Genomic DNA, 20,593 nt, shown 5'->3' with positions numbered 1-20,593 from the left:
CCCGGCGGCGCAAAGGGGGTGAGCGCCCATGCGTCCGAGCGGTCCATCAGGCGGGAAGCGGTCGAGCGGCCTCAGCGGCGGAAACGGGTGAGGCTCAGCCGCCGAGCGGCCCAGCAGGCGGGCAACGGCCGAGCGGCTCTGCGGTTGAGCGGCTCGGCGGCGGGCGAGCGGATGAGCGCTGAGCCGCCGCTGCCGAGCGGCCCAGCGAAGAGCGACTCGGCGGCCCGGCGGTTGAGCGGCGGGCTAACGGACGAACCTCATCAGGATCTGGGGCGCTGCCTCGGACGGCATCCCCGCGCACTCACGCTGATCGGCGGTGCGGGCCGCGTGGCCCGGTCGTCGCGGCGATCGTCGCGCCGCTGAAGCGGTTGAGGGTCAGGGGCGGCCTGCGTGGAGGGTGTCGCCCTGTGCGGTGGGATCTGGCCTGGGCTCGTCGGGGTGGTCGCCAGGCCGGAACTGGCGCACGGGTGGCCTCTTGCGGTCGGTTTCGGACTCTGCCGCGGTGAGCTCGCCGGCGGCGGATGCCGCGACCGCTGAGGCCGGGACGGCTGGTTCGCCGACGGCGGGCTCGGCCGGGGGAGGGGCGACGTCGGAGGCAACACCCGATGTAGCGGGCGCCGCGGCCACCCCGTGCTCGGCCGTAGCGGTGGCGGCAGTCGCTGTCGGGTCGACCGGCCGGGCCTCGGTGCGGCGACGTCGGAGCTCGGTGGGGAGGACCAGGAGGGCGATCAGGGCGCCGGCTCCGCCCACGGCGACGAAACCCCACGGCGGGGACAGGGTGTCGGCGGCGAAACCGGCCAGCGGACCACCCAGGGCCACGCCGACGGTCAGGGCCGAGTTGTGCAGGCCCAACGCCTCGCCCCGGGCGGCGGCCGGGATCATGCGGCTGATCGCGTCGGCCGTCGAGGTGATCAGGGGGGCGCACAGGGCGCCCGCGGGGATCAGCAGCAGGGCGATCAGCCACCAGTGGGCGCCGCCCAGGCTGACCAGCATCGTGGTGACGGCCAGCGGGGCGAGGAGGAGCACCGGGGGCAGGGCGCGCTGCATGGTCCCGTACGCGAAGCCGCCCAGCAGCGAGTAGAACGCCCAGAGGGTCATCACCAGGCCCGTCCAGCCGAGCTCACCGTTGTCGCGCAGGACTGCGATCACGGAGACGTCGGTGCCCGAGAGCACCAGGGTGGCGGCCATGGTCACGAGCAGGACGGCGACGAAGCGTGGCTTGAGCCAGCTGCGCCGGGGAACGCGCTCGCCGGCCGTGATGGGCGCCTCGTGGGCGGCGCGGACGGGCGGGTTCAGCAGCCACAGGCCGAGGCCGGAGAGCAGGATGCCGCCGCCGATGCCGAGCATCGCCCAGCGCGGGCCCGCGGTCGTGGCGACCAGCACGCCCAGCGCCGGACCGCTCATGAACGCGATCTCGGTCGAGATGGAGTCGAGCGCGAACGCGGGGAGCCGTTGCGCCTCGGGGGTCAGCGCGCTGATCGACTGGCGGGCCACGGAGAACGCGGGCAGCGACAGCAGGCCGCCGAACAGGGCCATGACGAGCAACGCCCAGTAGGGCGCGGCGGGGGCCGACGACCAGAACAGCACCTCGGCCACGGTGGTCAGCACGAGCACCAGCCGCAGCCCGCGCCGGTCGATCAGGCGGCCCATCAGCGGGGCGCCGACGGAACCGCCGATGGTGAACGCCGCCCCGATCAGGCCGGCCGCGCCGTAGCCCCGATCGAGGTCGGTGACCACGTGCAGGGTGAGAACGACCGCGCCGGCCGCGATCGGGATGCGCGCGAGGGTCGCGACCGCCAGCAGCGATCTGATGCCGGGCAGGGCGAGGGTGTCGCGGTAAGGCTTGAGACGCATGTGGATCCTGACCTCCGGGGCTCATCCTGCCCCGGAGGTACGACAAAAAACCAACCGCTCAACCGAGCAGGAAGCGAGCGGATCAGGACGAGACGACCGGCGCGCCCGTCGTCTCGATCGCCGCCGCCTGGAAATCGTCGAGCGCGGTCGCGGTCGATCCGGCGGCGACCCCGGCAGTGAGCTCCAGCAACACCGTCGTGTCGAAGCCCTCCGCCTTCGCGTCGAGCGCGGTGGCGCGTACGCAGAAGTCGGTCGCGATGCCGGCCAGTTCGACTTCCGTCACACCTCGCTCGCGCAGCCACGCGGCGAGGGTCTCGCCGGTCTCGGTGTGTCCCTCGAAGCCCGAGTAGGCGGCCTTGTGCTCACCCTTGTGGAAGACCGCCTCGATCCGGTCGGTCGCCAGCTCGGGGTGGAAATCCGCGCCGCCCGAGCCGACCACGCAGTGCGCCGGCCAGGTGTCCCGGTAGTCGGGGTGGTCGCTGAAGTGGGTGCCCGGGTCGATGTGCCAGTCCTTGGTGGCGACCACGTGGTCCCACCGGTCGGCCGCCTTGCTCAGCACCAGCGAGATGCCCGCGGCCACCGCGGCGCCCCCGGTGACGGCCAGGGAGCCGCCCTCGCAGAAGTCGTTCTGGACGTCGACGATGATCAGCGCTCGTGTCACGGGAGACCCCCTAGCTGGTCGGGACGATGGTGACGGGGACGGCCGGGTCGCCCGCCGAGAGCTTGAGACCCTCCCACGGTATCGAGATCAGGCACTGCCGCAGGTGCTCCCGCGACTCGGTCAACGCCGGTGTGTCGAGCACCTCGCCGCCGACCACGAACGAGCGCTGCAGCAGCCGGTCGTTGGCCGCGTGATCGGGCACGCCCTGCGAGACCACGATCTCCTCGATCGCCGTGCCGGTGGGCTTGTGCCGGCGTACGGCGGTCTTGCGTCCGCCGATGGTCGCCTTGTTCTCCGAGCGCTTGACGACCGGGCGGCCCTCGACCTCGACGAGCTTGTAGACCATGCCGGCGGTGGGCGCGCCCGAGCCGGTGACCACCGCGGTGCCGGCCCCGTACATGTCGACCGGCTCGGCGGCGAGCGCGGCGATCGCGTACTCGTCCATGTCGCCCGAGACGACGATCTTGGTCTCGGTGGCGCCGAGCGAGTCGAGCAGCTCACGCGAGTGCTGGGCCAGCACCGACAGGTCGCCCGAGTCGATCCGTACGGCCCGCAGATCGGGCCCGGCCACCGCGATCGCGTTGCGGATGCCCTGGGCGATGTCGTACGTGTCGACGAGCAGGGTCGTGTTCTTGCCGAGCGCGGCCACCTGGGACGCGAAGGCGGCCGGCTCGTCGTCGTGCAGCAGCGTGAACGCGTGCGCCGAGGTGCCGGTCGTCGGGATGCCGTAGCGGGCCCCCGCCGCCAGGTTGGACGTGGAGGCGAAGCCGGCGAGATAGGCGGCCCGGGCGGCGGCGATGGCCGAGTCCTCATGGGTGCGCCGCGAGCCCATCTCGATGATCGGCCGGCCCCGCGCCGCGGTGACCATGCGCGCCGCCGCCGAGGCCACCGCGGAGTCGTGGTTGAGCACCGAGAGGATGAGCGTCTCGAGCACCACGCACTCGGCGAACGTGCCGCTGAGCGTCATGACCGGGGAGCCCGGGAAGAACAGCTCACCCTCGGCGTACCCGTCGATGTCACCGGTGAAGCGGTAGTCGGCCAGCCACCGGGCGGTCGTCTCGTCGACGATGCCGGCCCCGCGCAGAAAGTCGATCTCGGCCGGGCCGAAGCGGAAGTCGCGGATCAGCTCGACCAGCCGGCCCGTCCCGGCCACCACGCCGTAGCGCCGGCCGCCGGGCAGGCGCCGGGCGAAGACCTCGAAGACGCAGCGCCGGTCGGCTGTGCCGTCCTGGAGGGCGGCGCTGACCATGGTCAGCTCGTACTGATCGGTCATCAGCGCGGGGGCGTAGGAGTTCACGGAACCCACCCTATTGCGCCCGGCGGCCCCTTACGAACCGCGTTCTGACCTGCGGTTCGGTGTTCCGGTTCCCCGATGCGGCAAATCCGGTGGCACCATGGGGGGCATGGCGCTGCCACAGGTCGCTCCCGTCGAGAGCCCCGAGATCGAGGAGGCACCCGCCGATGATCGGCCATGGGTGACGATCGTCTGGGATGATCCGGTCAACCTCATGTCCTACGTGACCTGGGTTTTTCAGAAGCTCTTCGGCTACTCCAAGGAGAAGGCCGAGGCGCTGATGCTCGACGTGCACACGAAGGGCCGGGCGGTGGTCAGCTCGGGTGCGCGGGAGCGGATGGAGATGGACGCCAATCAGCTGCACGGATACGGTCTCTGGGCGACGGTGGACCGGGACTGAACACCGCGGGAGAGGGCAGATGTTCCGACGCAACGGCAGCCAGTGCGTGGCCACGTTCGCGATTGACGAGGTACGCGTCCTGCGCAAGGTCGCCGGTGAGGTGGTCGGCCTGCTGACCGACGGCATGGATCACACCGATCCGGTCGTCAGCCGGCTCTTCCCGGACATCTATCCGGATCGTCCCGACGACTCGGAGGAGTTCCGCCTCTACACCGAGGGCGATCTGAAGACCGGCAAGATCGATCAGGCCGGGGCGATCCTCGCGGCCCTGCCCGACGAGGGCGAGGGTGAGGTACGCCTCGACGGCGAGGCCGCCGAGGCCTGGCTGCGCGCGATCAACGACGCGCGGCTGGCCATGGGCACCCGGCTCGACATCCAGGCCGACACCGATCTGAGCGCCGAGCTCGACGACGCCGTGCTGCACGATCCGGGCTCGAGCCGCGTCTTCCAGCTGAGCGTGTACGCCTACCTGGGCTACCTGCAGGAGTCGTTGCTGAACGCTCTGCCCGAAATCGAGTGAGCGGCGCCACCCGAGGTCCGCTCGGATCTCACGGTAATGTGAAGAACGTGCTGACCATCGACAGTGCGATCGTCGACGCGATCGTCGCCCACGCCCGCCGGGACCACCCCGACGAGGCCTGTGGCGTGGTCGCCGGTCCGATCGGCAGCGACCTGCCGACCCGGCTCATCCCGATGGACAACGCCGCCCGGTCGATGACCTTCTACGAGTTCGACTCCATGGAGCAGCTGCGGGTGTGGCGCGAGATGGACGACAACGACGAGGAGCCGGTGGTCATCTACCACTCGCACACGGCGACCGAGGCGTACCCGTCGCGGACGGACATCTCCTTCGCCGGCGAGCCCGGCGCCCACTATCTGCTCGTTTCCACGCGCGAGAGCGACTCGGAGGAGATCCGATCGTTCCGCATAGTGGACGGCGTGGTGACCGAGGAAGAGATCAACATCGTGGATGCGACGGTAGACGCGTGATGGCTAGCGCTGTGCAGTCGTACATGTTCGGGCAGAGCCCGGTATCGGTCGTTTACGAGTGTCGTTGACGACAACTCCGTAAGCGATCCTGCCCTCAGTTCGATCTTCCTTTTGGAGCATTCACAGCCATGGCTATCGAAGTTCGCGTTCCCACCATCCTGCGCAGCTACACCGGCGGCGCCAAGACCGTCGAGGGCGCCGGCGACAGCCTGAGCGCGCTGATCGACGACCTGGACGCCAAGCACAACGGCCTCAAGGGGCGGCTCATCACCCCCGAGGGCGGCCTGCACCGGTTCGTCAACATCTACGTCAACGACGAGGACGTCCGCTTCCTCGGCGCGCTCGACGCCAAGCTCAGCGACGGTGACTCGATCACCATCCTGCCCGCCGTGGCCGGCGGCGCTCTGGGGTTCGCGGCAGCCGCCGCCCTGCTCGGGCGCCCGTCCCGCCGCCCCGCCGCCGCTGTCCCGGCTCAAGGCTGAGCTGACGATGGCTCGCTACGAGAGCCTGCTTGACGCCCTGGGGGGCACGCCGCTGGTCGGCCTGCCCCGTCTGTCGCCGTCGGTGCCCGAGGGGGCGCCGGCGGTGCGGCTGTGGGCCAAGCTGGAAGACCGCAACCCGACCGGCAGCATCAAGGACCGGGCGGCGTTCTACATGGTGCGCGAGGCGGAGGAGTCGGGCCACCTGCACCCGGGTGACACCATCCTCGAACCGACGAGCGGCAACACCGGCATCGCCCTGGCCATGGTGGCCAAGCTGCGCGGCTACCGCCTCGTCTGCGTGATGCCCGAGAACGTCTCGGCCGAGCGGATCCAACTGCTTCGCATGTACGGTGCCGAGATCCTGTTCTCGCCGGCCGCGGGCGGCTCCAACCAGGCCGTCGCCACGGCCAAGCAGGTCGCCGCCGAGCATCCGGACTGGAAGATGCTGTACCAGTACGGCAACCCGGCCAACGCCCGCGCGCACTACGAGACCACCGGCCCCGAGCTGCTGCAGGATCTGCCCACGATCACCCACTTCGTGGCCGGTCTGGGCACCACGGGCACGCTGATGGGCACCGGCCGCTTCCTCAAGGAGAAGGTCGACGGCATCCAGATCATCGCCGCCGAGCCCCGCTACGGCGAGCTGGTCTACGGGCTGCGCAACATCGACGAGGGCTATGTGCCCGAGCTGTACGACGCCAGCGTGCTCGACCGCCGTTTCTCGGTCGGCACCCGCGACGCCGTGCTGCGCACCCGCCAGCTGGTCGAGGTCGAGGGCATCTTCGCCGGTTTCTCCAGCGGCGCCATTCTGCACGCCGCGCTGGCCGTGGCCCACGATGCGGTCAAGGCCGGCCGCGGCGCCGACGTCGCGTTCGTGATCTGCGACGGCGGCTGGAAATACCTCTCGACCGGCGCCTACGGCGGCACTCTCAACGACGCCGAAGAAGCCCTCGAAGGGCAACTCTGGGCTTAGCGCCTGTTCGTGGTGGCTTAGCGCCTGTTCGTGGTGGGAGCCGCAACTCGACCCCCACCACGAAACAGGCGCTAAGCGCGCTAATAGGTCGCCGCAATCAGAATGCCGACGGCGAGCGGCCCGGTCGCGCACACCAGTAGCACCCATGGCAGAAAGGCGCGGTGGATCGACAGGAACGCGCCGACCGTCAGGGCGAGACTCAGCAAGGCGAACAGGGCGAGCGTCGGCACGTACCAGAACGGTGCTCCGCCGAGCACGGTGGCGAATGCGCGCGCTCCCACGCCGAGGGTCACAAAGCCCAGCAGGGCCGCCCCGCCGGCCATGGTGAGCAGGCGCGCGGTGCTCGGCGCCGGGTCGTCGGGAGCCGGGAACCGGAAAAGAACCTCGTCACCGTCCAGCCCCGCTCCAGCCGGTGTAATCTCCCACCCACCGAACGGCATGATCGCCGCCGCCTCGGTGTGCGTGGTGCGGTCTTTCTGGACCGTGATCACGCTGCCTCCGTCTGTTCCGTCCTGCGAAGTCCTCACTTTGTGCAACGCAAACGACTCACCGGACGTAACGGGAATTGCGATAACAGCCGAGGTCACGGGCGGTGTGATGTACGTTGTCGATTTAGCGACAAATCGATCAGACGTTTACATCGCGCGCAGGTCCCGGCGTACGCTTCGCTGCGTGATTGACTGGTCTGAAGACTGCAGCACGGACCGGTCGGGCGGGGCGTGTTCGACCCAGCGTGAGCCAGAGGGACCCGCATGCGACTGACCGTTCTCGGCTGTGCCGGCAGTTTTCCCGGCCCCGAGTCGGCTTGTTCCGCCTATCTCGTCGAGGCCGAGGGCTTCCGGCTGCTGATCGACTTCGGCTCGGGTTCGCTGTCCGCGCTGCAGCGCTATTCGGACATGAACAAAATCGACGCGATCATCCTGACCCACCTGCACTGTGACCACATGCTGGACGCCTGCACCTACATCGTGGTCCGCCGGTACGACCCGTCCGGCCCGCTGCCGCCGGTGCCGGTCTATGCCCCGCTGGGGGCGGCCGAGCGCATCTCCGCCGCGTACAGCCAGGAGAACGAGTCGGTCGACGACGTCTACACCTTCTACGGTCTGCAGCCGGGCACGTTCCCGATCGGTCCCTTCTCGATCACGGTCGACCGGGTCAACCATCCCATCGAGACCTACGGTGTCCGGATCGAACACGGTGGGCGAGCGATCGCGTACTCCTCGGACACGGCGCCGTGCGAACCGCTGTTGCGACTCGCCGCGGGCGCAGACTTGTTCCTTTGTGAGGCGAGCTACCTGGACGGCGCCCCCAACCCGCCTGGCCTGCACCTCACCGGCGGTGAGGCCGGCGAGGCGGCCACCAAGGCGGACGTCGGCAAGCTGCTGCTGACCCACCTCGTACCCGCGTGGGTCTCGGAGGCATCTATTGTGGATGCCGCCGTGGCCGCGTTTGCGGGACCGGTTGAGGTCGTGCGTCCAGGTGCCCGTTACGATCTCTAAGCCCTGGGCCGGGGCGGGGGCACGGTCCGGTTCATGAGCACCGGCATAACGTGATCTTGGAGTTGTTGCATGCGCATCGTTCGCTTGGCCAACTTCGTGACAACCCACTCCGGTGGCTTGCGGACGGCGCTCCGCAATCTCGGCGAGGGTTATCAGCGGGCCGGGCACGAAGCCGTGCTGATCGTCCCCGGGCGGGAGCGCTCCGACAAGATGACCTCGCAGGGCCGGGTGATCACCATGCCCAGCGCCCCGCTCCCGCGCACCGGTGGCTACCGCGTCATGACCGGTCGGCGCGAGCTCACCCAGCTGCTCGACGAGCTGGAACCCGACCGCCTCGAGGTCTCCGACCGCACCAGCCTGCGCTGGACGGGCGGCTGGGCCCGCCAGCGCGGCGTCGGCTCGATGATGGTCTCGCACGAGAGCCTGGCCGGCCTGCTCGGCGTCTGGGGCGTGCCCAAGCGGGACGCGGTGGCCGACAAGTTCAACCTGCGCACCGCCGAGTTCTTCGACCAGATCATCTGCACCACCTCCTTCGCGGCAGCGGAGTTCCGCCGGCTGGGCGTGCCAAACCTCATCGAGGTGCCACTCGGCGTCGACCTCGACGAGTTCCACCCCGGCCGCGCCGACGAGGCCGTCCGCGCCCGCTACGCCCGCCCCGGCGAGCTGCTCGTGGTGTTCTGCGGGCGGCTCTCCGGTCAGAAACGGCCTGAGCTCGCCGTGGACACGATCGGGGCGCTGCGCAACGACAAGGTGCCCGCGGTGCTCGCCGTGGCCGGAGACGGCGTACGGCGGGCCGCGCTGGCGTACCGGGCGGCGCGGCTGCCCGTGCGCTTCGCCGGGCACATCGCCGACCGTTCCACCGTGGCCGCCCTGCTCGCCAGCGCCGACGTGGTGCTCGCGCCCGGCCCGGTCGAGACGTTCGGACTGGCCGCCCTCGAGGCGCTGGCCTGCGGCACCCCGGTCGTGGTCAACGAGACCAGCGCCCTGCCCGAGGTGGTGGGCGAGGCCGGCGTCGCGGTGCCGGGCACCGCGGAGGCCTTCGCCGACGGCGTACGCCGCCTGATGGAGCGCCCCGAGCCGGAGCGCCGGGCCGCCGCGCGGGCCCGGGCCGAGCACTTCGGCTGGCCCCAGGCGGTCGACGGCTTCCTGCGGGCGCACGGGGCGCTGCCCGCGGTGGCGCTGGCCGGACGCCCGCGGCCACCCGCCGTGCTGCGCCCCGCCGTACCGCGGCCGGCCGGCCCGACCGAGGCCGCCACCGGCTGGTTCGGCTGAGTCGTCCCCGGCCCTGCCGTCCTCAGCCCGGGTTGTCCCTGGCCATGCTGCCCTCAGCCCGGTTGATCCTGGGCCTGCTGCCCTCAGCCCGGGTTGATCCTGGGCCTGCTGCCCTCAGCCGGGTTTATCCTGGGCCTGCTGCCCTCAGCCCGGGCTGATCCTGGGCCTGCTGCCACTCAGCCCGGGTCTGTCGTGGCCCGTTTCCCAGCCCTCGCGTTGTTCCCGGCACCGTATGTCTCCGGCCTCTTGTCCACAGCCGTCGCCCCGGCCGGGTCATCCACAGGCCCGTTGCCCACAGCTCGGTTGTCCACAGGTGTCGGGGTGGAGTCGGCGGTCCGGCCGTCGGCCTAATAAGGTTTGGTCATGGCACGCCCCGACGGCCGCGCGGCCGACCAATTGCGCCCGGTGACTCTGAGCCGGAGCTGGAGCATCCACCCCGAGGGGTCGGTGCTCGTCGAGTTCGGCAACACACGAGTGCTGTGCACCGCGAGCGTCACCGAGGGTGTGCCACGCTGGCGCAAGGGCTCGGGCCTCGGCTGGGTCACCGCCGAGTACGCGATGTTGCCGCGCGCCACCAACACCCGCGGCGACCGCGAGAGCGTCAAGGGCAAGGTCGGCGGCCGCACCCAGGAGATCTCCCGGCTGATCGGCCGTAGCCTGCGCGCCTGCATCGACCTCAAGGCTCTCGGGGAGAACTCGATCGTGCTCGACTGCGACGTCCTGCAGGCCGACGGGGGCACCCGCACGGCCGCGATCACCGGGGCCTACGTGGCGCTGCACGACGCGGTGGGCTGGCTGGCCGAGCGCAAGTCCCTGGCCGGCAAGATCGACAAGGTCATGCACCGCTCGATCCAGGCCGTCAGCGTCGGCATCGTCGAGGGCGAGCCCCGCCTCGACCTGATGTATCTGGAAGATGTCGCGGCCGAGGTCGACATGAACGTCGTCTGCACCGGCGACGGCGATTTCGTCGAGGTCCAGGGCACCGGTGAGGACGGCGTGTTCCGCCGCGACCAGCTCGACGCGCTGCTCGACCTGGCCGTCGCCGGCTGTGTCGATCTGGCCGCCGCCCAGCAGAAGGCTCTGGCCTCGTGAGCGCCAAGCTGCTGCTGGCCACGGCCAACCGTAAGAAGCTGGTCGAGCTCCAGCGCATCCTCGACACGTCGCTGGGCGCCAACCGCATCGCGCTGGTCGGCCTGGCCGATTTCGAGGGCTACCCCGACGTACCCGAGACGGGCCTGACCTTCGGGGAAAATGCGCTGATCAAAGCCCGGGAGGGTGCCCGGCGCACCGGCCTGCCCACGGTGGCCGACGACTCGGGCATCGCGGTCGACGCGCTCAACGGCATGCCCGGCGTGTTCAGCGCCCGGTGGTCCGGCCGGCACGGCGACGATCAGGCCAACCTCGACCTCCTGCTGGGCCAGATCGCCGACGTGCCCGACGAGCACCGGGGCGGCGCCTTCGTCTGCGCCGCGGCGCTGGTGCTGCCCAACGGGCGCGAGCACCTGGTCGAGGGCCGCCAGGTCGGTCGCATCCTGCGCGCGCGCCGCGGCGAGGGTGGCTTCGGCTACGACCCGATCTTCCTGGGCGACGGTCAGAACCGGACGAACGCTGAGCTCTCCCCGGCCGAGAAGGATGCGATCAGCCACCGGGGAAAGGCGTTCCGCGAGCTGTCCAAGGTCATCGCCCGCGAGGTGACGAGTTAGGCCGTTCGATCGGTGTGATCGACCAGACACTATCTTTGGCCCGCACGTTCAGGAAGCTGTCAACTTGCTGGGCAATGCTTGAGCGGGCGGTTCCGGGGGTATCGCCTGCCGAAATCGTCTGGGGGAATTCTCATGCAGCTCCGGTTCGCCGCACTCTTCGCGGCCTCAGCGCTGGTCGGCCTGTCGGTGCTCTTCGCGAGCGAGCCGGTGACCTCCGGTAACGACACCGCGACCGTCGCCAAGACGTTCGTCGTCGTCGAGCCCAAGGTCGTCGACTGCCCGTGGCAGACGACCGACCCGGCCGCCTGATCCACCGTCCCCGTGCTCGATCCGTGGGGCGCTCGATCCGTGGGGCAGCTCGATCCGTGGGGCGGCTCGATCCGTGGGGCGCTCGATCCGCTGAGCGCTTGAGCCGCTGACTCAGCGGCGGCGCATGTCCTTGATCGTCTGGCGCAGGAAGAGATAGACGCCGGCGACGAAGAGGAACGCGATCGCCGCGAGGACGATGGTGAGCGCCGTGGCCCAGCCGTGGGGGGAGACCTCCGGGCGGGAGTAGGCGATGCTGCCGCGGCTGCCGGAGTTCTGCCCGATCTCGAACGTCTCGCCGGGCTTCTCGCCCTTCATGAACCCGGGCTTGTCGATCAGGACGGTGGGGCCTTCGCCGTCGCTCCAGACGATGTCGACCGTGCACTCATCGACGTAACCGAAGCCTTTGAGTGTGATCGGCCCGTGTCGCTCGCAGCTCTCGACGGTGGCTGTGCCCCGACGGTCGGCGTCGTCGAAGTCGGCGCCGGTGAAGCGGTTGACCGTCCGCGCGCCCAGGAAGAACACGACGGCCGACACGAGCAGGATCACGACGCCGAGCACGCTGCCCCAGGTGGTGCCGCGCCGCTGCTCGACCACCGGCCGATCCGGAGCCGCCCGCGTGCGGGTGACGTCGGCCTCCGCCTGGCTCAGTAACTCGTCCATCCGCCGCCGCCGCTCGGCCCGGCGCTTCTCGTCGTCGGTCATCGTCCATCCTCGCGCTCGCCGCAGGTCGGTCCTGACCCTAGCCCTCAGAGAGGTAGGTCGATCTGGGGTTTGTCGGGCTCGTCGTTGTGCAGGGAGCCGGCGGTCGTGCTGCCGTTCTGGATGCTGTTCAGCTTGACGCCCTCGCGCAACGCGTCGGCCGCCATCTGGGCCTTGGTGCCGTGCACGACCGCCTCGCCCTGGGCCAGGGTCTTGTACGCGTGCTTGAAGCCGCCCGCGGCGCCCTCGCTGTCGGAGACGTAGCTGTCGGCGGCGTGCAGCTTGGACGAGTTGAGGAAGACCGAACCGTACGCCAGATCGGAGATCGAGCTGTCCATCGACCGGCCGATCCGGGCGCACACCTCGGCCAGCGCCGGGAACTTGCCGCCCAGCGCGGTGATCGCGTCGCTGAGCCGGCGCATCACCTGCACGATCCGGCCGGTCCACTCGGCGACCATGATCGCGACCTCGGCCAGGATCTTGGGGATCGTGACCACGAGCAGGGCCTGCACGGCCTTGGAGATGGCCGCGCCGACCAGCTCGGCGATGAGGTCGCGGACCATGTTGCGGAACACGCCGACGATCGCCCCGGCGATGAGGGTGGCCTCGGCCATCGCGTCGGCCACCTCGCCGAGCGCGAGGCTGCTGTCGGCCATCGCGGACGCCTTCGCGCGATAGGCGGTGACCGCGTCGGAGACCCAGCTCGACGTCGCGGTCGTCACCTGGCCGGCGAAGTACTCCGCGGCGTCGTACGTCCGTTCCTGCAGATTGCGCCAGGTCGCGGCGTGGCCCTCGATCTCCTTGGGGTCGCCCAGCAGGGCGTCGAGGGGCTCGCGCAGGCAGTCCAGGTGCTCCATGAGCCAGCCGACCCCGGCGGCGAAGACCGCCTGGAACGGATCCATGATCGCGCCGAGCGCGCTCAGCCCGACCACCGCCATGTTGCCGAACCCGGCCGTGAAGTTGCCCTCCTGGAAGCCGTCCTTCATGCCCATGGCCGCTTCGAGGATCCCGGCGCCCTCGTACCCCTTGGTCGCGGCCTCGGGGGCGATCAGGTTGGGCCGGGACAGCGCCGCCGCGTCGCTCATCGCGTCCCCCGCACCCGGTCGGCGGCCCGCTCATCGCTGTGGTCGTAGTCGTCGGCCATCGCGCGGACCTGGTCGGCCAGCCCGTTCATGCCGTCCACAGTCTTCTGATAGGCGGCGATCGCCTCGTCGGCGTGCGGATTCATGTAGAAGTTGGCGATCAGCGCGCCGACGAAGTATCCGTACGCGTTGCTGGACACCCGCACGTGCGCTGCCGCCGCCCGCGCCTCGTCGAGCATCCGGCCGGCCTCGTCGACGTCACGCGCGTGCCGCCGAACCTCCTCGGGCGGAACCTCAATGCCCATCGTGTCCCCCCGGATCCACGCGTGTACACAGCGCTTTGCAGGCTAGCCCACTTCCACCACCCAGCCTGCCCCGTGCCGAAGGAGACGGAGGCCGGGCCGAGCCGGCGGAGGCCGAGCCGGCAGACGCTGAGCCGGCAAAGGTTGAGCCGGCAGAGGTTGAGCCGGCGGCGGCTGACCTGAGCCGTCGAGCTCAGCGCAGCGGGCCGACGGCCTTCTCGATCTCGGCTCGCAGGTCGCGGCCGGCCACGACGGCTCGGGCGGCCTCGAGGGCCGGGGCCAGGAACAGGTCGGGGCCGGGGCGGCCGGCCGCGGGTTCGAGGGCGGCGATCGCGGCGCGGCCCGCCGGGGACGGCACGAGGGGCTCGCGCAGTTGCAGGCCGCGGACCGCCGAGATGAGCTCGACGGCGAGCAGGCTGGTCAGGTTGTCGAGCACCGTGCGCAGCTTCTTCGTGGCGGCCCAGCCCATCGAGACGTGGTCTTCCTGCATGCCGCTCGTGGGCAGCGAGTCGACCGACGCGGGCGCGGCCAGGCGACGGTTCTCGGCGACGATCCCGGCCGCCGTGTACTGGGCGATCATCAGGCCCGAGTTGACGCCCGCGTCGGGGGAGAGGAAGGGCGGGAGCTGGCGGTTGCGGGTCACGTCGAGCAGGCGGTCGACCCGGCGTTCGGCGATCGCGCCGACCTCGGCGGCCGCGATGGCCAGGAAGTCGGCGGCGAAGCCCAGCGGCGCGCCGTGGAAGTTGCCGGTCGACTCGACGCGGCCGTCGGGCAGCACGACCGGGTTGTCGACCACGGAGACGAGCTCGCGCCCGGCCACCGTACGGACGAAGTCCAGCGTGTCGCGGGCGGCGCCGGCCACCTGCGGGGCGCAGCGCATCGAGTACGCGTCCTGCACCGCGTGGGCCAGGTCGTCCCGGTGCGAGTCCATGATCGAGGAGTGCTGGAGGAGGTCGAGGATGTTCGCGGCCGAGGCCGACTGGCCCGGGTGCGGCCGGATCTCGTGCAGTTCGGGCAGGAACGGCCGCTCGGAGCCCAGCATCGCCTCGATCGCCAGCGCCGCGGTCACGTCGGCCATCGCGAACAGGTGGGCGGCGTCGTCGATCGCGAGCAGCAGCATGCCCAGCATGCCGTCGGTGCCGTTGATCAGCGCCAGCCCCTCCTTGGCGGCCAGTTCCAGCGGCTGCAGGCCGGCCGTGTGCAACGCCTCGGCGGCGGCGGTCCGGGCGCCGTCCTTGCCCAGCACCCAGCCCTCGCCGAGCAGCACGATCGCGCAGTGGGCGAGCGGCGCCAGATCGCCCGAGGCGCCCAGCGAGCCGTGCTCGGGCACCCACGGGGTGATGTCGTGGTTGAGCAGGTCGGCCAGGCCCTGCGCGAGGAGCGGGCGCACGCCCGAGCGGCCCAGCGCGAGCGAGCGCAGCCGCAGCAGCATCATGGCCCGGACGACCTCGCGGTCCATGGGCGCGCCGATCCCCGCGGCGTGCGAGCGGATCAGCGCCTGCTGCAGCTCGGCGCGGCGTTGCGGGGCGATGGACGTGTTGGCCAGCGCGCCGAATCCGGTCGACACCCCGTACACGGGACGGCCGGAGGCCTCGATGCCGTCGACGATCGCCCGGCTCGTGGCCATGGCGGTGACGGTCTCGGGGGCGATCTCGACGCGGGCGCCGCCGCGGGCGACCGCGAGCACGTCGGCCGGGGTGACTCCGGTGGGCTGGACGGTGACGATGGGGGCACTCATTGGGGCACTCCGTTGTGCAGAACTGTGCTGATCAGGGGAACGCCCGGCCGGTAGGCCAGGTGCAGGTGGGACGGGGCGTCGAGCACCGTCAGGTCGGCGCGGGCGCCGGGCCGCAGCCGTCCGAGGTCGTCGCGGCGCAACGCCCGCGCGCCGCCGGCGGTGGCCGCGTGCACGGCCTCGGCCGGGGTCATCCGCATGTCGCGGACGGCCAGCGCGATGCAGAACGGCATCGACGACGTGTACGAGGAGCCGGGATTGCAGTCGGTGGCCAGGGCCACGGTGACACCGGCGTCGATCAGCCGGCGCGCGTCGGGGTACGGCGAGCGGGTCGAGAACTCGGCCCCCGGCAGCAGCGTCGCGACGGTCGGCGACCCGGCCAGCGCGTCGACGTCCGCGCTGCTCAGATGGGTGCAGTGGTCGGCGCTGGCCGCCCCGAGCTCCACCGCCAGCCGCACGCCGGGGCCCTCGGCGAGCTGGTTGGCGTGCACGCGCAGGCCCAGGCCCTTCTGCCGGCCGGCCGTGAGAATGGCGCGGGTCTGCTCCTCGTCGAAGGCGCCGCGTTCGCAGAAGACGTCGACCCATTTCGCGTACGGGGCACAGGCGTCCAGCATCGCGCCGCGCACGAGATCGACGTACTCGTCGGGGTCGCTCCCGGCCGGCACGACGTGCGCGCCGAGGAACGTCGTCTCGTCGCTCAGCTGCCGGGCGATGCGCAGCGACCGCGCCTCCTCGGCGACGCTCAGCCCGTACCCGCTCTTGATCTCGATCGTCGTGGTGCCCTGCCGCCGGGCCTCGGCGACCAGCCGTCCGGCGTTGCCCAGCAGGTCGTCGTCGGTGGCCGCCCGGGTCGCCGCGACCGTGGTGCGGATGCCCCCGCCGGTGTACGGCTCGCCGGCCATCCGCGCGCCGAACTCGGCCGCCCGGTCGCCGGCGAAGACCAGGTGGGCATGACTGTCCACGAAGCCCGGCAGCACGGCCCGGCCCTGGGCGTCGATCCGCCGGTCGGCCGCCGGGGCCTGCGCGGACGGGCCGACCCAGGCGATCCGGTCGCCCTCGACCGCCACGGCCGCGTTCTTCCGTACGCCGAGCAGGCCCTCGCCCTCGTCGTTGGTGACGAGCTCGCCGATGTTGTCGATGAGCGTGCTCACGGGCGCCGCCCCTCCTCGAGAACGCGCCCGGCGCCGAGCGCCGAGATGGTGTCGGCCAGAGCGCGGGGCGCGTCGATCGCGGTGTGCCGTCCGTCCGACACGATGGCGCGACCGTCGGCGATGACGTGGGTGATGTCGGCCGCGGTCGCCGCGAGGACGGCCTGGGCCGGGTCGGCTCCGGCCGTCCGCACGCTGTCGAGCCGCACACAGACGAGATCGGCCCGCTTGCCCACCGCGATGTCCCCGGCGTCGGACCAGCCGATCGACTCGTGGTTGGCCGCGGCGGCGATCAGGTCGGCCGGGGTGAAACGGCCGCGCTGCTCGCTGGCCAGCCGGTCGTTCATCTCCAGCCCGCGCAGTTCCTCGTACGGGTCGATCACGGCGTGGCTGTCGCTGCCCAGGCTCAGCCGCGCGCCCGCGTCGGCCAGCCGCCGGGCCGGCCCGATGCCGTCGGCGAGATCGCGCTCGGTGGTCGGGCAGAAGCACACCTGGTGACCGCCAAGGATGTCGATGTCGCGATCGGTGAGGTGGGTTGCGTGGACGGCCACGGTCCGGGGCTGCCAGACGCCATGTGCCTCGAGCAACTCGGTGGGCGTGCAGCCGTGCACGGCCCGGCACTGCTCGTTCTCGGCGCGCTGCTCGGAGAGGTGCACGTGGACGGGCCGGCCGTCGGTACGGCGGGCGAAGGCCGGCATGACGTCGGCCGGGACGGCCCGCACCGAATGCAGGGCCGCGCCGATCCGGGCGTGCGGCCGGTCCCGCAGCAGATCGGTGCGCGACGACCAGCCGTCGAGACTGCCGTCGCCATAGCGGCGCTGGACGCCCTCGAGCGGCTTACCGTCCACACTGGAAGTCAGGTACAGCGTGTCCAGCAAGGTGATCCGGATGCCGGCGTCGGCCGCGGCGGCGATCAGCGCGTGACCCATCGCGTTCGGGTCGTCGTAGGGCACGCCGTCCGGGCCGTGATGCAGGTAGTGGAACTCGCCGACCGCCGTGATCCCGGCCAGCGCCATCTCGGCGTAGACGCCGCGGGCCAGCGCGTAGTAGCTGTCCGGGTCGAGCCGGCCGGCCACCTCGTACATCAGCTCCCGCCACGTCCAGAAGCTGCCACCGCCGGCGTGGGTGCGCCCCCGCAGCGCCCGGTGGAACGCATGGGAGTGCGCGTTGGCCAGGCCGGGCAGAACCAGGCCGGGCAGCCTGACCTCGGCGCCGTCCGATGTGGACATGCCCGGGTCGGGCGCCGGCGTGGGATCGGAGACGGACCCCACGCCGGTGATCACGCCGTCGTGCACCTCGATGCGGACGTCTCGGGCGAGGCGGCCGCCCGTCCAGGCGTACGAGGCGGAATAGACGGTCATGTGAGGTCGCCCAGCACCCTCGCGAGCGCCCCGATGCCGGCCACACAGTCCTGCTCGTCGGCGTGCTCGGCCGGCGAATGCGACACCCCCGTCGGGTTGCGCACGAACAGCATCGCCGTCGGCACGTGCGCCGACAGCACGCCGGCGTCGTGCCCCGCGCCGGTGGGCAGGACCGGCGCCCCGCCCAGCAGCCCGGCGATCCGCCCGGCCAGCGACTCCTCGAAGGTCACCTCGGCGCTGAACGACTCGGGCGTCACGTCGACCTCGGTGCCGTCGCGCCCGGCCCGGTCGTGGGCCCGCTTCATCACGGCGTCGACCAGCCCGTCCAGCGTGCCGGTCTCGGCCGCCCGCGCGTCCAGCCAGGCGCGCACCAGCGACGGAATCGCGTTGGTGGCGTTGGGCTCGACCTCGACGCGGGCCATCGTGGCGAGCGCCCCGGCCAGCCGGGCCTCCTTGTTGGCCGCCAGCACCGTGTACGCGAAGGTCAGCATCGGGTCACGCCGGTCGGCCATGCTCGTGGTGCCCGCGTGGTCGCCGATGCCGGTGAACTCGAACCGCCAGCGCCCGTGCGGCCAGATCGCGCTGGCCACCCCGACCGGCACGTCGAGCGCGCGGCCCTGCTCGATGTGCAGCTCGACCAGCGCGTTGATCCGGCCGGTCAGCCCGGGCAGCCGTCCGGCCGGCGTACCGCCGAGGGCCTCGCCGAACGTGACGCCGTCGCGATCGGTGAGCGCCGCCGCCTTCTCCGGCTCGATCGCCCCGCTCAGGAGGCGGGAGCCCAGGCACGGTACGCCGAACCGGCCGCCCTCCTCCTCGACGAACGCGACCACCGCGATCGGCCGGCTCGGCACGTGGCCCTGCCGGCGCAGCTCGTCCACGGCGAGGAACGCGCTGACGATGCCGAGCGGGCCGTCGAAGCCGCCGCCGTGCGGCACCGAGTCGAAGTGCGAGCCGGTGAGCACCGCGTCGTGGCCCCACTGGTCGCCCCACCAGGCGAACAGGTTGCCGTTGCCGTCGTCGGTGACCGCCATGTCGCGGCGTGCGGCCTGGTTGCGGAACCAGTCGCGCAGCACCAGTTCCGGCTCCTCGAGCGCGTACCGCAGATAGCCGCCGTTGCGGACCCGGCCGATCGGCGCGATCCCGTTCCAGAGCTCGGCGAACGTCGCGCTCACCGGGCGTCCCGCATCGGGAGGTGCACGCCCGCGGCGGCCTGCGACTCGTAGCCGGCGTCGACGTGGCGCATCACGCCCGTGCCCGGGTCGTTGGTCAGCACCCGCTCGATCTTCTGCCCGGCCAGCGCCGTGCCGTCGGCCACGCAGACCTGGCCGGCGTGGATCGAACGGCCGATGCCCACCCCGCCGCCGTGGTGGATCGACACCCAGCTCGCCCCGCTGGCCGTGTTGAGCAGCGCGTTCAGCAGCGGCCAGTCGGCGATCGCGTCGGAGCCGTCGAGCATCGACTCGGTCTCGCGGTACGGCGACGCGACCGAGCCGGAGTCGAGGTGGTCACGGCCGATCACGAGGGGCGCCTTGAGCTCGCCCGACGCGACCATGTCGTTGAAGCGCACCCCGGCCTTGTCGCGCTCGCCGTAGCCGAGCCAGCAGATGCGGGCGGGCAGGCCCTGGAACGCGACGCGCTCCTCGGCCATCTTCATCCAGCGGGCCAGCGACTCGTTCTCGGGGAAGAGGTCGAGGATTGCCTTGTCGGTGGCGGCGATGTCGGCCGGGTCGCCCGACAGCGCGGCCCACCGGAACGGTCCCTTGCCCTCGGCGAAGAGCGGCCGGATGTACGCCGGGACGAAGCCGGGGAAGTCGAAGGCGCGCTCGTATCCGGCCAGCTTGGCCTCGCCGCGGATCGAGTTGCCGTAGTCGAACACCTCGGCCCCGGCGTCGAGGAAGCCGACCATCGCGGCGACCTGCTTGGCCATGCTGGCCCGGGACCGGTCGGTGAACTCCTCGGGCTTGACCCGGGCGTACTCGGCGGCGTCGGCCAGGTCGACGCCGACCGGCACGTACGAGAGCGGGTCGTGGGCGCTGGTCTGGTCGGTGACGATGTCGACCTCGACGCCGCGGGTCAGGATCTCGCCGAACACCAGGGCGGCGTTGCCGACGACGCCGATCGAGACGGCCCGCTTCTCGCGCTTGGCCTGTTCGGCCCGGCGCAGGGCGTCGTCGAGGTCGTCGGCGATCTCGTCGAGGTAGCGGGTCTCGACCCGGCGGCGCAGCCGGCTCGCGTCGATGTCGACGACCAGGCAGACGCCGCCGTTCATGGTGACGGCGAGCGGCTGGGCGCCGCCCATGCCACCGCAGCCGCCGGTCAGGGTCAGCGTGCCGGCCAGGGTGCCGTTGAACCGCTTGGCGGCGACGGCGGCGAACGTCTCGTACGTGCCCTGGAGGATCCCCTGCGTGCCGATGTAGATCCAGGACCCGGCGGTCATCTGGCCGTACATGGTCAGGCCCAGGTTCTCCAGCCGGCGGAACTCGGGCCAGGTCGCCCAGTCCCCGACGAGGTTGGAGTTGGCGATCAGCACCCGCGGCGCCCACTCGTGCGTGCGGAACACCCCGACCGGCCGGCCCGACTGCACCAGCAGCGTCTCGTCGTCGGCCAGCACGTCGAGCTCGCGCACGATCGCGTGGAACGACGGCCAGTCCCGCGCGGCCCGCCCGGTGCCGCCGTAGACCACCAGATCTTCCGGGCGCTCGGCCACGTCGGGGTCGAGGTTGTTCATCAGCATCCGCTTGGCGGCCTCCTGCGGCCAGCCCTTGGCGGTGTACGCCGAACCGCGCGCCGCCCTGATCTCCGACATCGTCGCCCTTCCTGTTCTCGTCA

At 71.6% G+C, this 20,593-nt stretch carries 20 protein-coding genes and 2 pseudogenes; 10 read left to right on the top strand and 12 right to left on the bottom strand.

The annotated features are described in order from the left end of the window. Window positions 1-660: 660 nt before the first annotated feature. The 3 genes and pseudogenes from HJC40_RS11875 to HJC40_RS11865 form a co-directional block, all read right to left on the bottom strand. Window positions 661-1,854, bottom strand: a pseudogene (locus HJC40_RS11875) (MFS transporter); the annotation flags it as partial. An 82-nt stretch (window positions 1,855-1,936) separates the two neighbouring features. Then, a complete protein-coding gene (locus HJC40_RS11870; RefSeq protein WP_250000942.1) occupies window positions 1,937-2,515 on the bottom strand; it encodes an isochorismatase family protein in 579 nt (192 codons plus the stop codon). A gap of 10 nt (window positions 2,516-2,525) precedes the next feature. Next, entirely contained in the window at window positions 2,526-3,812 is a 1,287-nt protein-coding gene (locus HJC40_RS11865; RefSeq protein ID WP_250000941.1) for a nicotinate phosphoribosyltransferase, read from the bottom strand. 106 nt (window positions 3,813-3,918) lie between these two features. On the opposite strand from HJC40_RS11865, the gene clpS reads away from it, so the two are divergent. The 5 genes and pseudogenes from clpS (at window position 3,919) to HJC40_RS11840 (ending at window position 6,654) form a co-directional block, all read left to right on the top strand. Continuing rightward, complete coding sequence (gene clpS, locus HJC40_RS11860) at window positions 3,919-4,209, top strand: ATP-dependent Clp protease adapter ClpS (protein WP_250000940.1); 291 nt, start codon at window positions 3,919-3,921, stop codon at window positions 4,207-4,209. A gap of 19 nt (window positions 4,210-4,228) precedes the next feature. Continuing rightward, window positions 4,229-4,729, top strand: coding sequence for a DUF2017 domain-containing protein (locus HJC40_RS11855; protein ID WP_250000939.1), 501 nt, complete (start codon window positions 4,229-4,231; stop codon window positions 4,727-4,729). Between the two features lie 47 nt (window positions 4,730-4,776). Continuing rightward, a pseudogene (locus tag HJC40_RS11850) lies at window positions 4,777-5,267 on the top strand (Mov34/MPN/PAD-1 family protein). A 60-nt stretch (window positions 5,268-5,327) separates the two neighbouring features. Beyond that, window positions 5,328-5,681, top strand: coding sequence for a MoaD/ThiS family protein (locus HJC40_RS11845; RefSeq protein ID WP_250000938.1), 354 nt, complete (start codon window positions 5,328-5,330; stop codon window positions 5,679-5,681). Between the two features lie 7 nt (window positions 5,682-5,688). Continuing rightward, window positions 5,689-6,654 (top strand): PLP-dependent cysteine synthase family protein, encoded by a 966-nt coding sequence (locus HJC40_RS11840; protein WP_250000937.1) that lies wholly within the window; start codon window positions 5,689-5,691, stop codon window positions 6,652-6,654. An 80-nt stretch (window positions 6,655-6,734) separates the two neighbouring features. Here HJC40_RS11840 and HJC40_RS11835 read toward each other — a convergent pair whose 3' ends face one another. Then, on the bottom strand, window positions 6,735-7,145 hold the full coding sequence (locus HJC40_RS11835) for a hypothetical protein (protein WP_250000936.1): 411 nt from the start codon (window positions 7,143-7,145) through the stop codon (window positions 6,735-6,737). Window positions 7,146-7,406: 261 nt separating this feature from the next. Between HJC40_RS11835 and HJC40_RS11830 the strand changes: the two genes are divergently transcribed. The 5 genes from HJC40_RS11830 to HJC40_RS11810 all read left to right on the top strand — a co-directional run bounded on the left by HJC40_RS11830 (window position 7,407) and on the right by HJC40_RS11810 (window position 11,437). After that, window positions 7,407-8,153: an MBL fold metallo-hydrolase gene (locus HJC40_RS11830; protein ID WP_250000935.1), complete on the top strand. Its 747-nt coding sequence runs from the start codon at window positions 7,407-7,409 to the stop codon at window positions 8,151-8,153. 69 nt (window positions 8,154-8,222) lie between these two features. Continuing rightward, entirely contained in the window at window positions 8,223-9,425 is a 1,203-nt protein-coding gene (locus tag HJC40_RS11825) for a glycosyltransferase (RefSeq protein ID WP_250000934.1), read from the top strand. A 363-nt stretch (window positions 9,426-9,788) separates the two neighbouring features. Then, window positions 9,789-10,517, top strand: coding sequence for a ribonuclease PH (rph, locus tag HJC40_RS11820; protein ID WP_250000933.1), 729 nt, complete (start codon window positions 9,789-9,791; stop codon window positions 10,515-10,517). Continuing rightward, window positions 10,514-11,128 (top strand): RdgB/HAM1 family non-canonical purine NTP pyrophosphatase, encoded by a 615-nt coding sequence (gene rdgB, locus HJC40_RS11815; RefSeq protein WP_250000932.1) that lies wholly within the window; start codon window positions 10,514-10,516, stop codon window positions 11,126-11,128. The genes rph and rdgB overlap by 4 nt, the downstream gene beginning before the upstream one ends. 132 nt (window positions 11,129-11,260) lie before the next feature. Continuing rightward, window positions 11,261-11,437: a hypothetical protein gene (locus HJC40_RS11810; RefSeq protein WP_250000931.1), complete on the top strand. Its 177-nt coding sequence runs from the start codon at window positions 11,261-11,263 to the stop codon at window positions 11,435-11,437. A gap of 111 nt (window positions 11,438-11,548) precedes the next feature. Here the strand turns inward: HJC40_RS11810 and HJC40_RS11805 are convergent, their stop codons facing one another. From HJC40_RS11805 to hutU, 8 genes are all read right to left on the bottom strand, one after another. Next, complete coding sequence (locus HJC40_RS11805) at window positions 11,549-12,139, bottom strand: DUF6346 domain-containing protein (protein WP_250000930.1); 591 nt, start codon at window positions 12,137-12,139, stop codon at window positions 11,549-11,551. Between the two features lie 44 nt (window positions 12,140-12,183). Then, on the bottom strand, window positions 12,184-13,221 hold the full coding sequence (locus HJC40_RS11800; RefSeq protein ID WP_250000929.1) for a hypothetical protein: 1,038 nt from the start codon (window positions 13,219-13,221) through the stop codon (window positions 12,184-12,186). Next, window positions 13,218-13,523, bottom strand: coding sequence for a type VII secretion target (locus tag HJC40_RS11795; RefSeq protein WP_250000928.1), 306 nt, complete (start codon window positions 13,521-13,523; stop codon window positions 13,218-13,220). The genes HJC40_RS11800 and HJC40_RS11795 overlap by 4 nt, the downstream gene beginning before the upstream one ends. A gap of 190 nt (window positions 13,524-13,713) precedes the next feature. Further along, entirely contained in the window at window positions 13,714-15,258 is a 1,545-nt protein-coding gene (gene hutH / locus HJC40_RS11790) for a histidine ammonia-lyase (RefSeq protein ID WP_250000927.1), read from the bottom strand. Then, window positions 15,255-16,406, bottom strand: a complete 1,152-nt coding sequence (gene hutI / locus HJC40_RS11785; protein ID WP_250000926.1) for an imidazolonepropionase — start codon at window positions 16,404-16,406, stop codon at window positions 15,255-15,257. Before hutI ends, hutH begins: the two co-directional genes overlap by 4 nt. Then, window positions 16,403-17,764 (bottom strand): formimidoylglutamate deiminase, encoded by a 1,362-nt coding sequence (locus tag HJC40_RS11780; RefSeq protein ID WP_250000925.1) that lies wholly within the window; start codon window positions 17,762-17,764, stop codon window positions 16,403-16,405. Before HJC40_RS11780 ends, hutI begins: the two co-directional genes overlap by 4 nt. After that, the gene (locus HJC40_RS11775) at window positions 17,761-18,936 is read right to left on the bottom strand and encodes an allantoate amidohydrolase (RefSeq protein ID WP_250000924.1); all 1,176 of its coding nucleotides are present in this window, start codon (window positions 18,934-18,936) and stop codon (window positions 17,761-17,763) included. The genes HJC40_RS11780 and HJC40_RS11775 overlap by 4 nt, the downstream gene beginning before the upstream one ends. After that, window positions 18,933-20,570 carry a urocanate hydratase gene (hutU, locus tag HJC40_RS11770; protein WP_250000923.1) on the bottom strand — a complete coding sequence of 546 codons (1,638 nt, stop codon included), beginning with the start codon at window positions 20,568-20,570 and terminating at the stop codon, window positions 18,933-18,935. The genes HJC40_RS11775 and hutU overlap by 4 nt, the downstream gene beginning before the upstream one ends. Window positions 20,571-20,593: the final 23 nt, after the last annotated feature.

Origin of the sequence: Actinoplanes sp. M2I2 (assembly GCF_023544445.1) — a bacterium.
Classification (GTDB): domain Bacteria; phylum Actinomycetota; class Actinomycetes; order Mycobacteriales; family Micromonosporaceae; genus Actinoplanes.
The sequence above is the reverse complement of the archived record's forward strand: the minus strand, read 5'-3'. Positions and strand labels throughout refer to the sequence as shown.

Bases quoted from the DNA above. Each gene is read 5' to 3' on its own strand.
- HJC40_RS11810 (WP_250000931.1), top strand. From the start codon at position 11,261: ATGCAGCTCCGGTTCGCCGCACTCTTCGCGGCCTCAGCGCTGGTCGGC.
- HJC40_RS11795 (WP_250000928.1), bottom strand. From the start codon at position 13,523: ATGGGCATTGAGGTTCCGCCCGAGGAGGTTCGGCGGCACGCGCGTGAC.
- clpS (WP_250000940.1), top strand. From the start codon at position 3,919: ATGGCGCTGCCACAGGTCGCTCCCGTCGAGAGCCCCGAGATCGAGGAG.
- HJC40_RS11845 (WP_250000938.1), top strand. From the start codon at position 5,328: ATGGCTATCGAAGTTCGCGTTCCCACCATCCTGCGCAGCTACACCGGC.
- HJC40_RS11855 (WP_250000939.1), top strand. From the start codon at position 4,229: ATGTTCCGACGCAACGGCAGCCAGTGCGTGGCCACGTTCGCGATTGAC.
- HJC40_RS11805 (WP_250000930.1), bottom strand. From the start codon at position 12,139: ATGACCGACGACGAGAAGCGCCGGGCCGAGCGGCGGCGGCGGATGGAC.
- HJC40_RS11780 (WP_250000925.1), bottom strand. From the start codon at position 17,764: ATGACCGTCTATTCCGCCTCGTACGCCTGGACGGGCGGCCGCCTCGCC.
- HJC40_RS11830 (WP_250000935.1), top strand. From the start codon at position 7,407: ATGCGACTGACCGTTCTCGGCTGTGCCGGCAGTTTTCCCGGCCCCGAG.
- hutH (WP_250000927.1), bottom strand. From the start codon at position 15,258: ATGAGTGCCCCCATCGTCACCGTCCAGCCCACCGGAGTCACCCCGGCC.
- HJC40_RS11800 (WP_250000929.1), bottom strand. From the start codon at position 13,221: ATGAGCGACGCGGCGGCGCTGTCCCGGCCCAACCTGATCGCCCCCGAG.
- hutU (WP_250000923.1), bottom strand. From the start codon at position 20,570: ATGTCGGAGATCAGGGCGGCGCGCGGTTCGGCGTACACCGCCAAGGGC.
- HJC40_RS11840 (WP_250000937.1), top strand. From the start codon at position 5,689: ATGGCTCGCTACGAGAGCCTGCTTGACGCCCTGGGGGGCACGCCGCTG.
- rph (WP_250000933.1), top strand. From the start codon at position 9,789: ATGGCACGCCCCGACGGCCGCGCGGCCGACCAATTGCGCCCGGTGACT.
- HJC40_RS11825 (WP_250000934.1), top strand. From the start codon at position 8,223: ATGCGCATCGTTCGCTTGGCCAACTTCGTGACAACCCACTCCGGTGGC.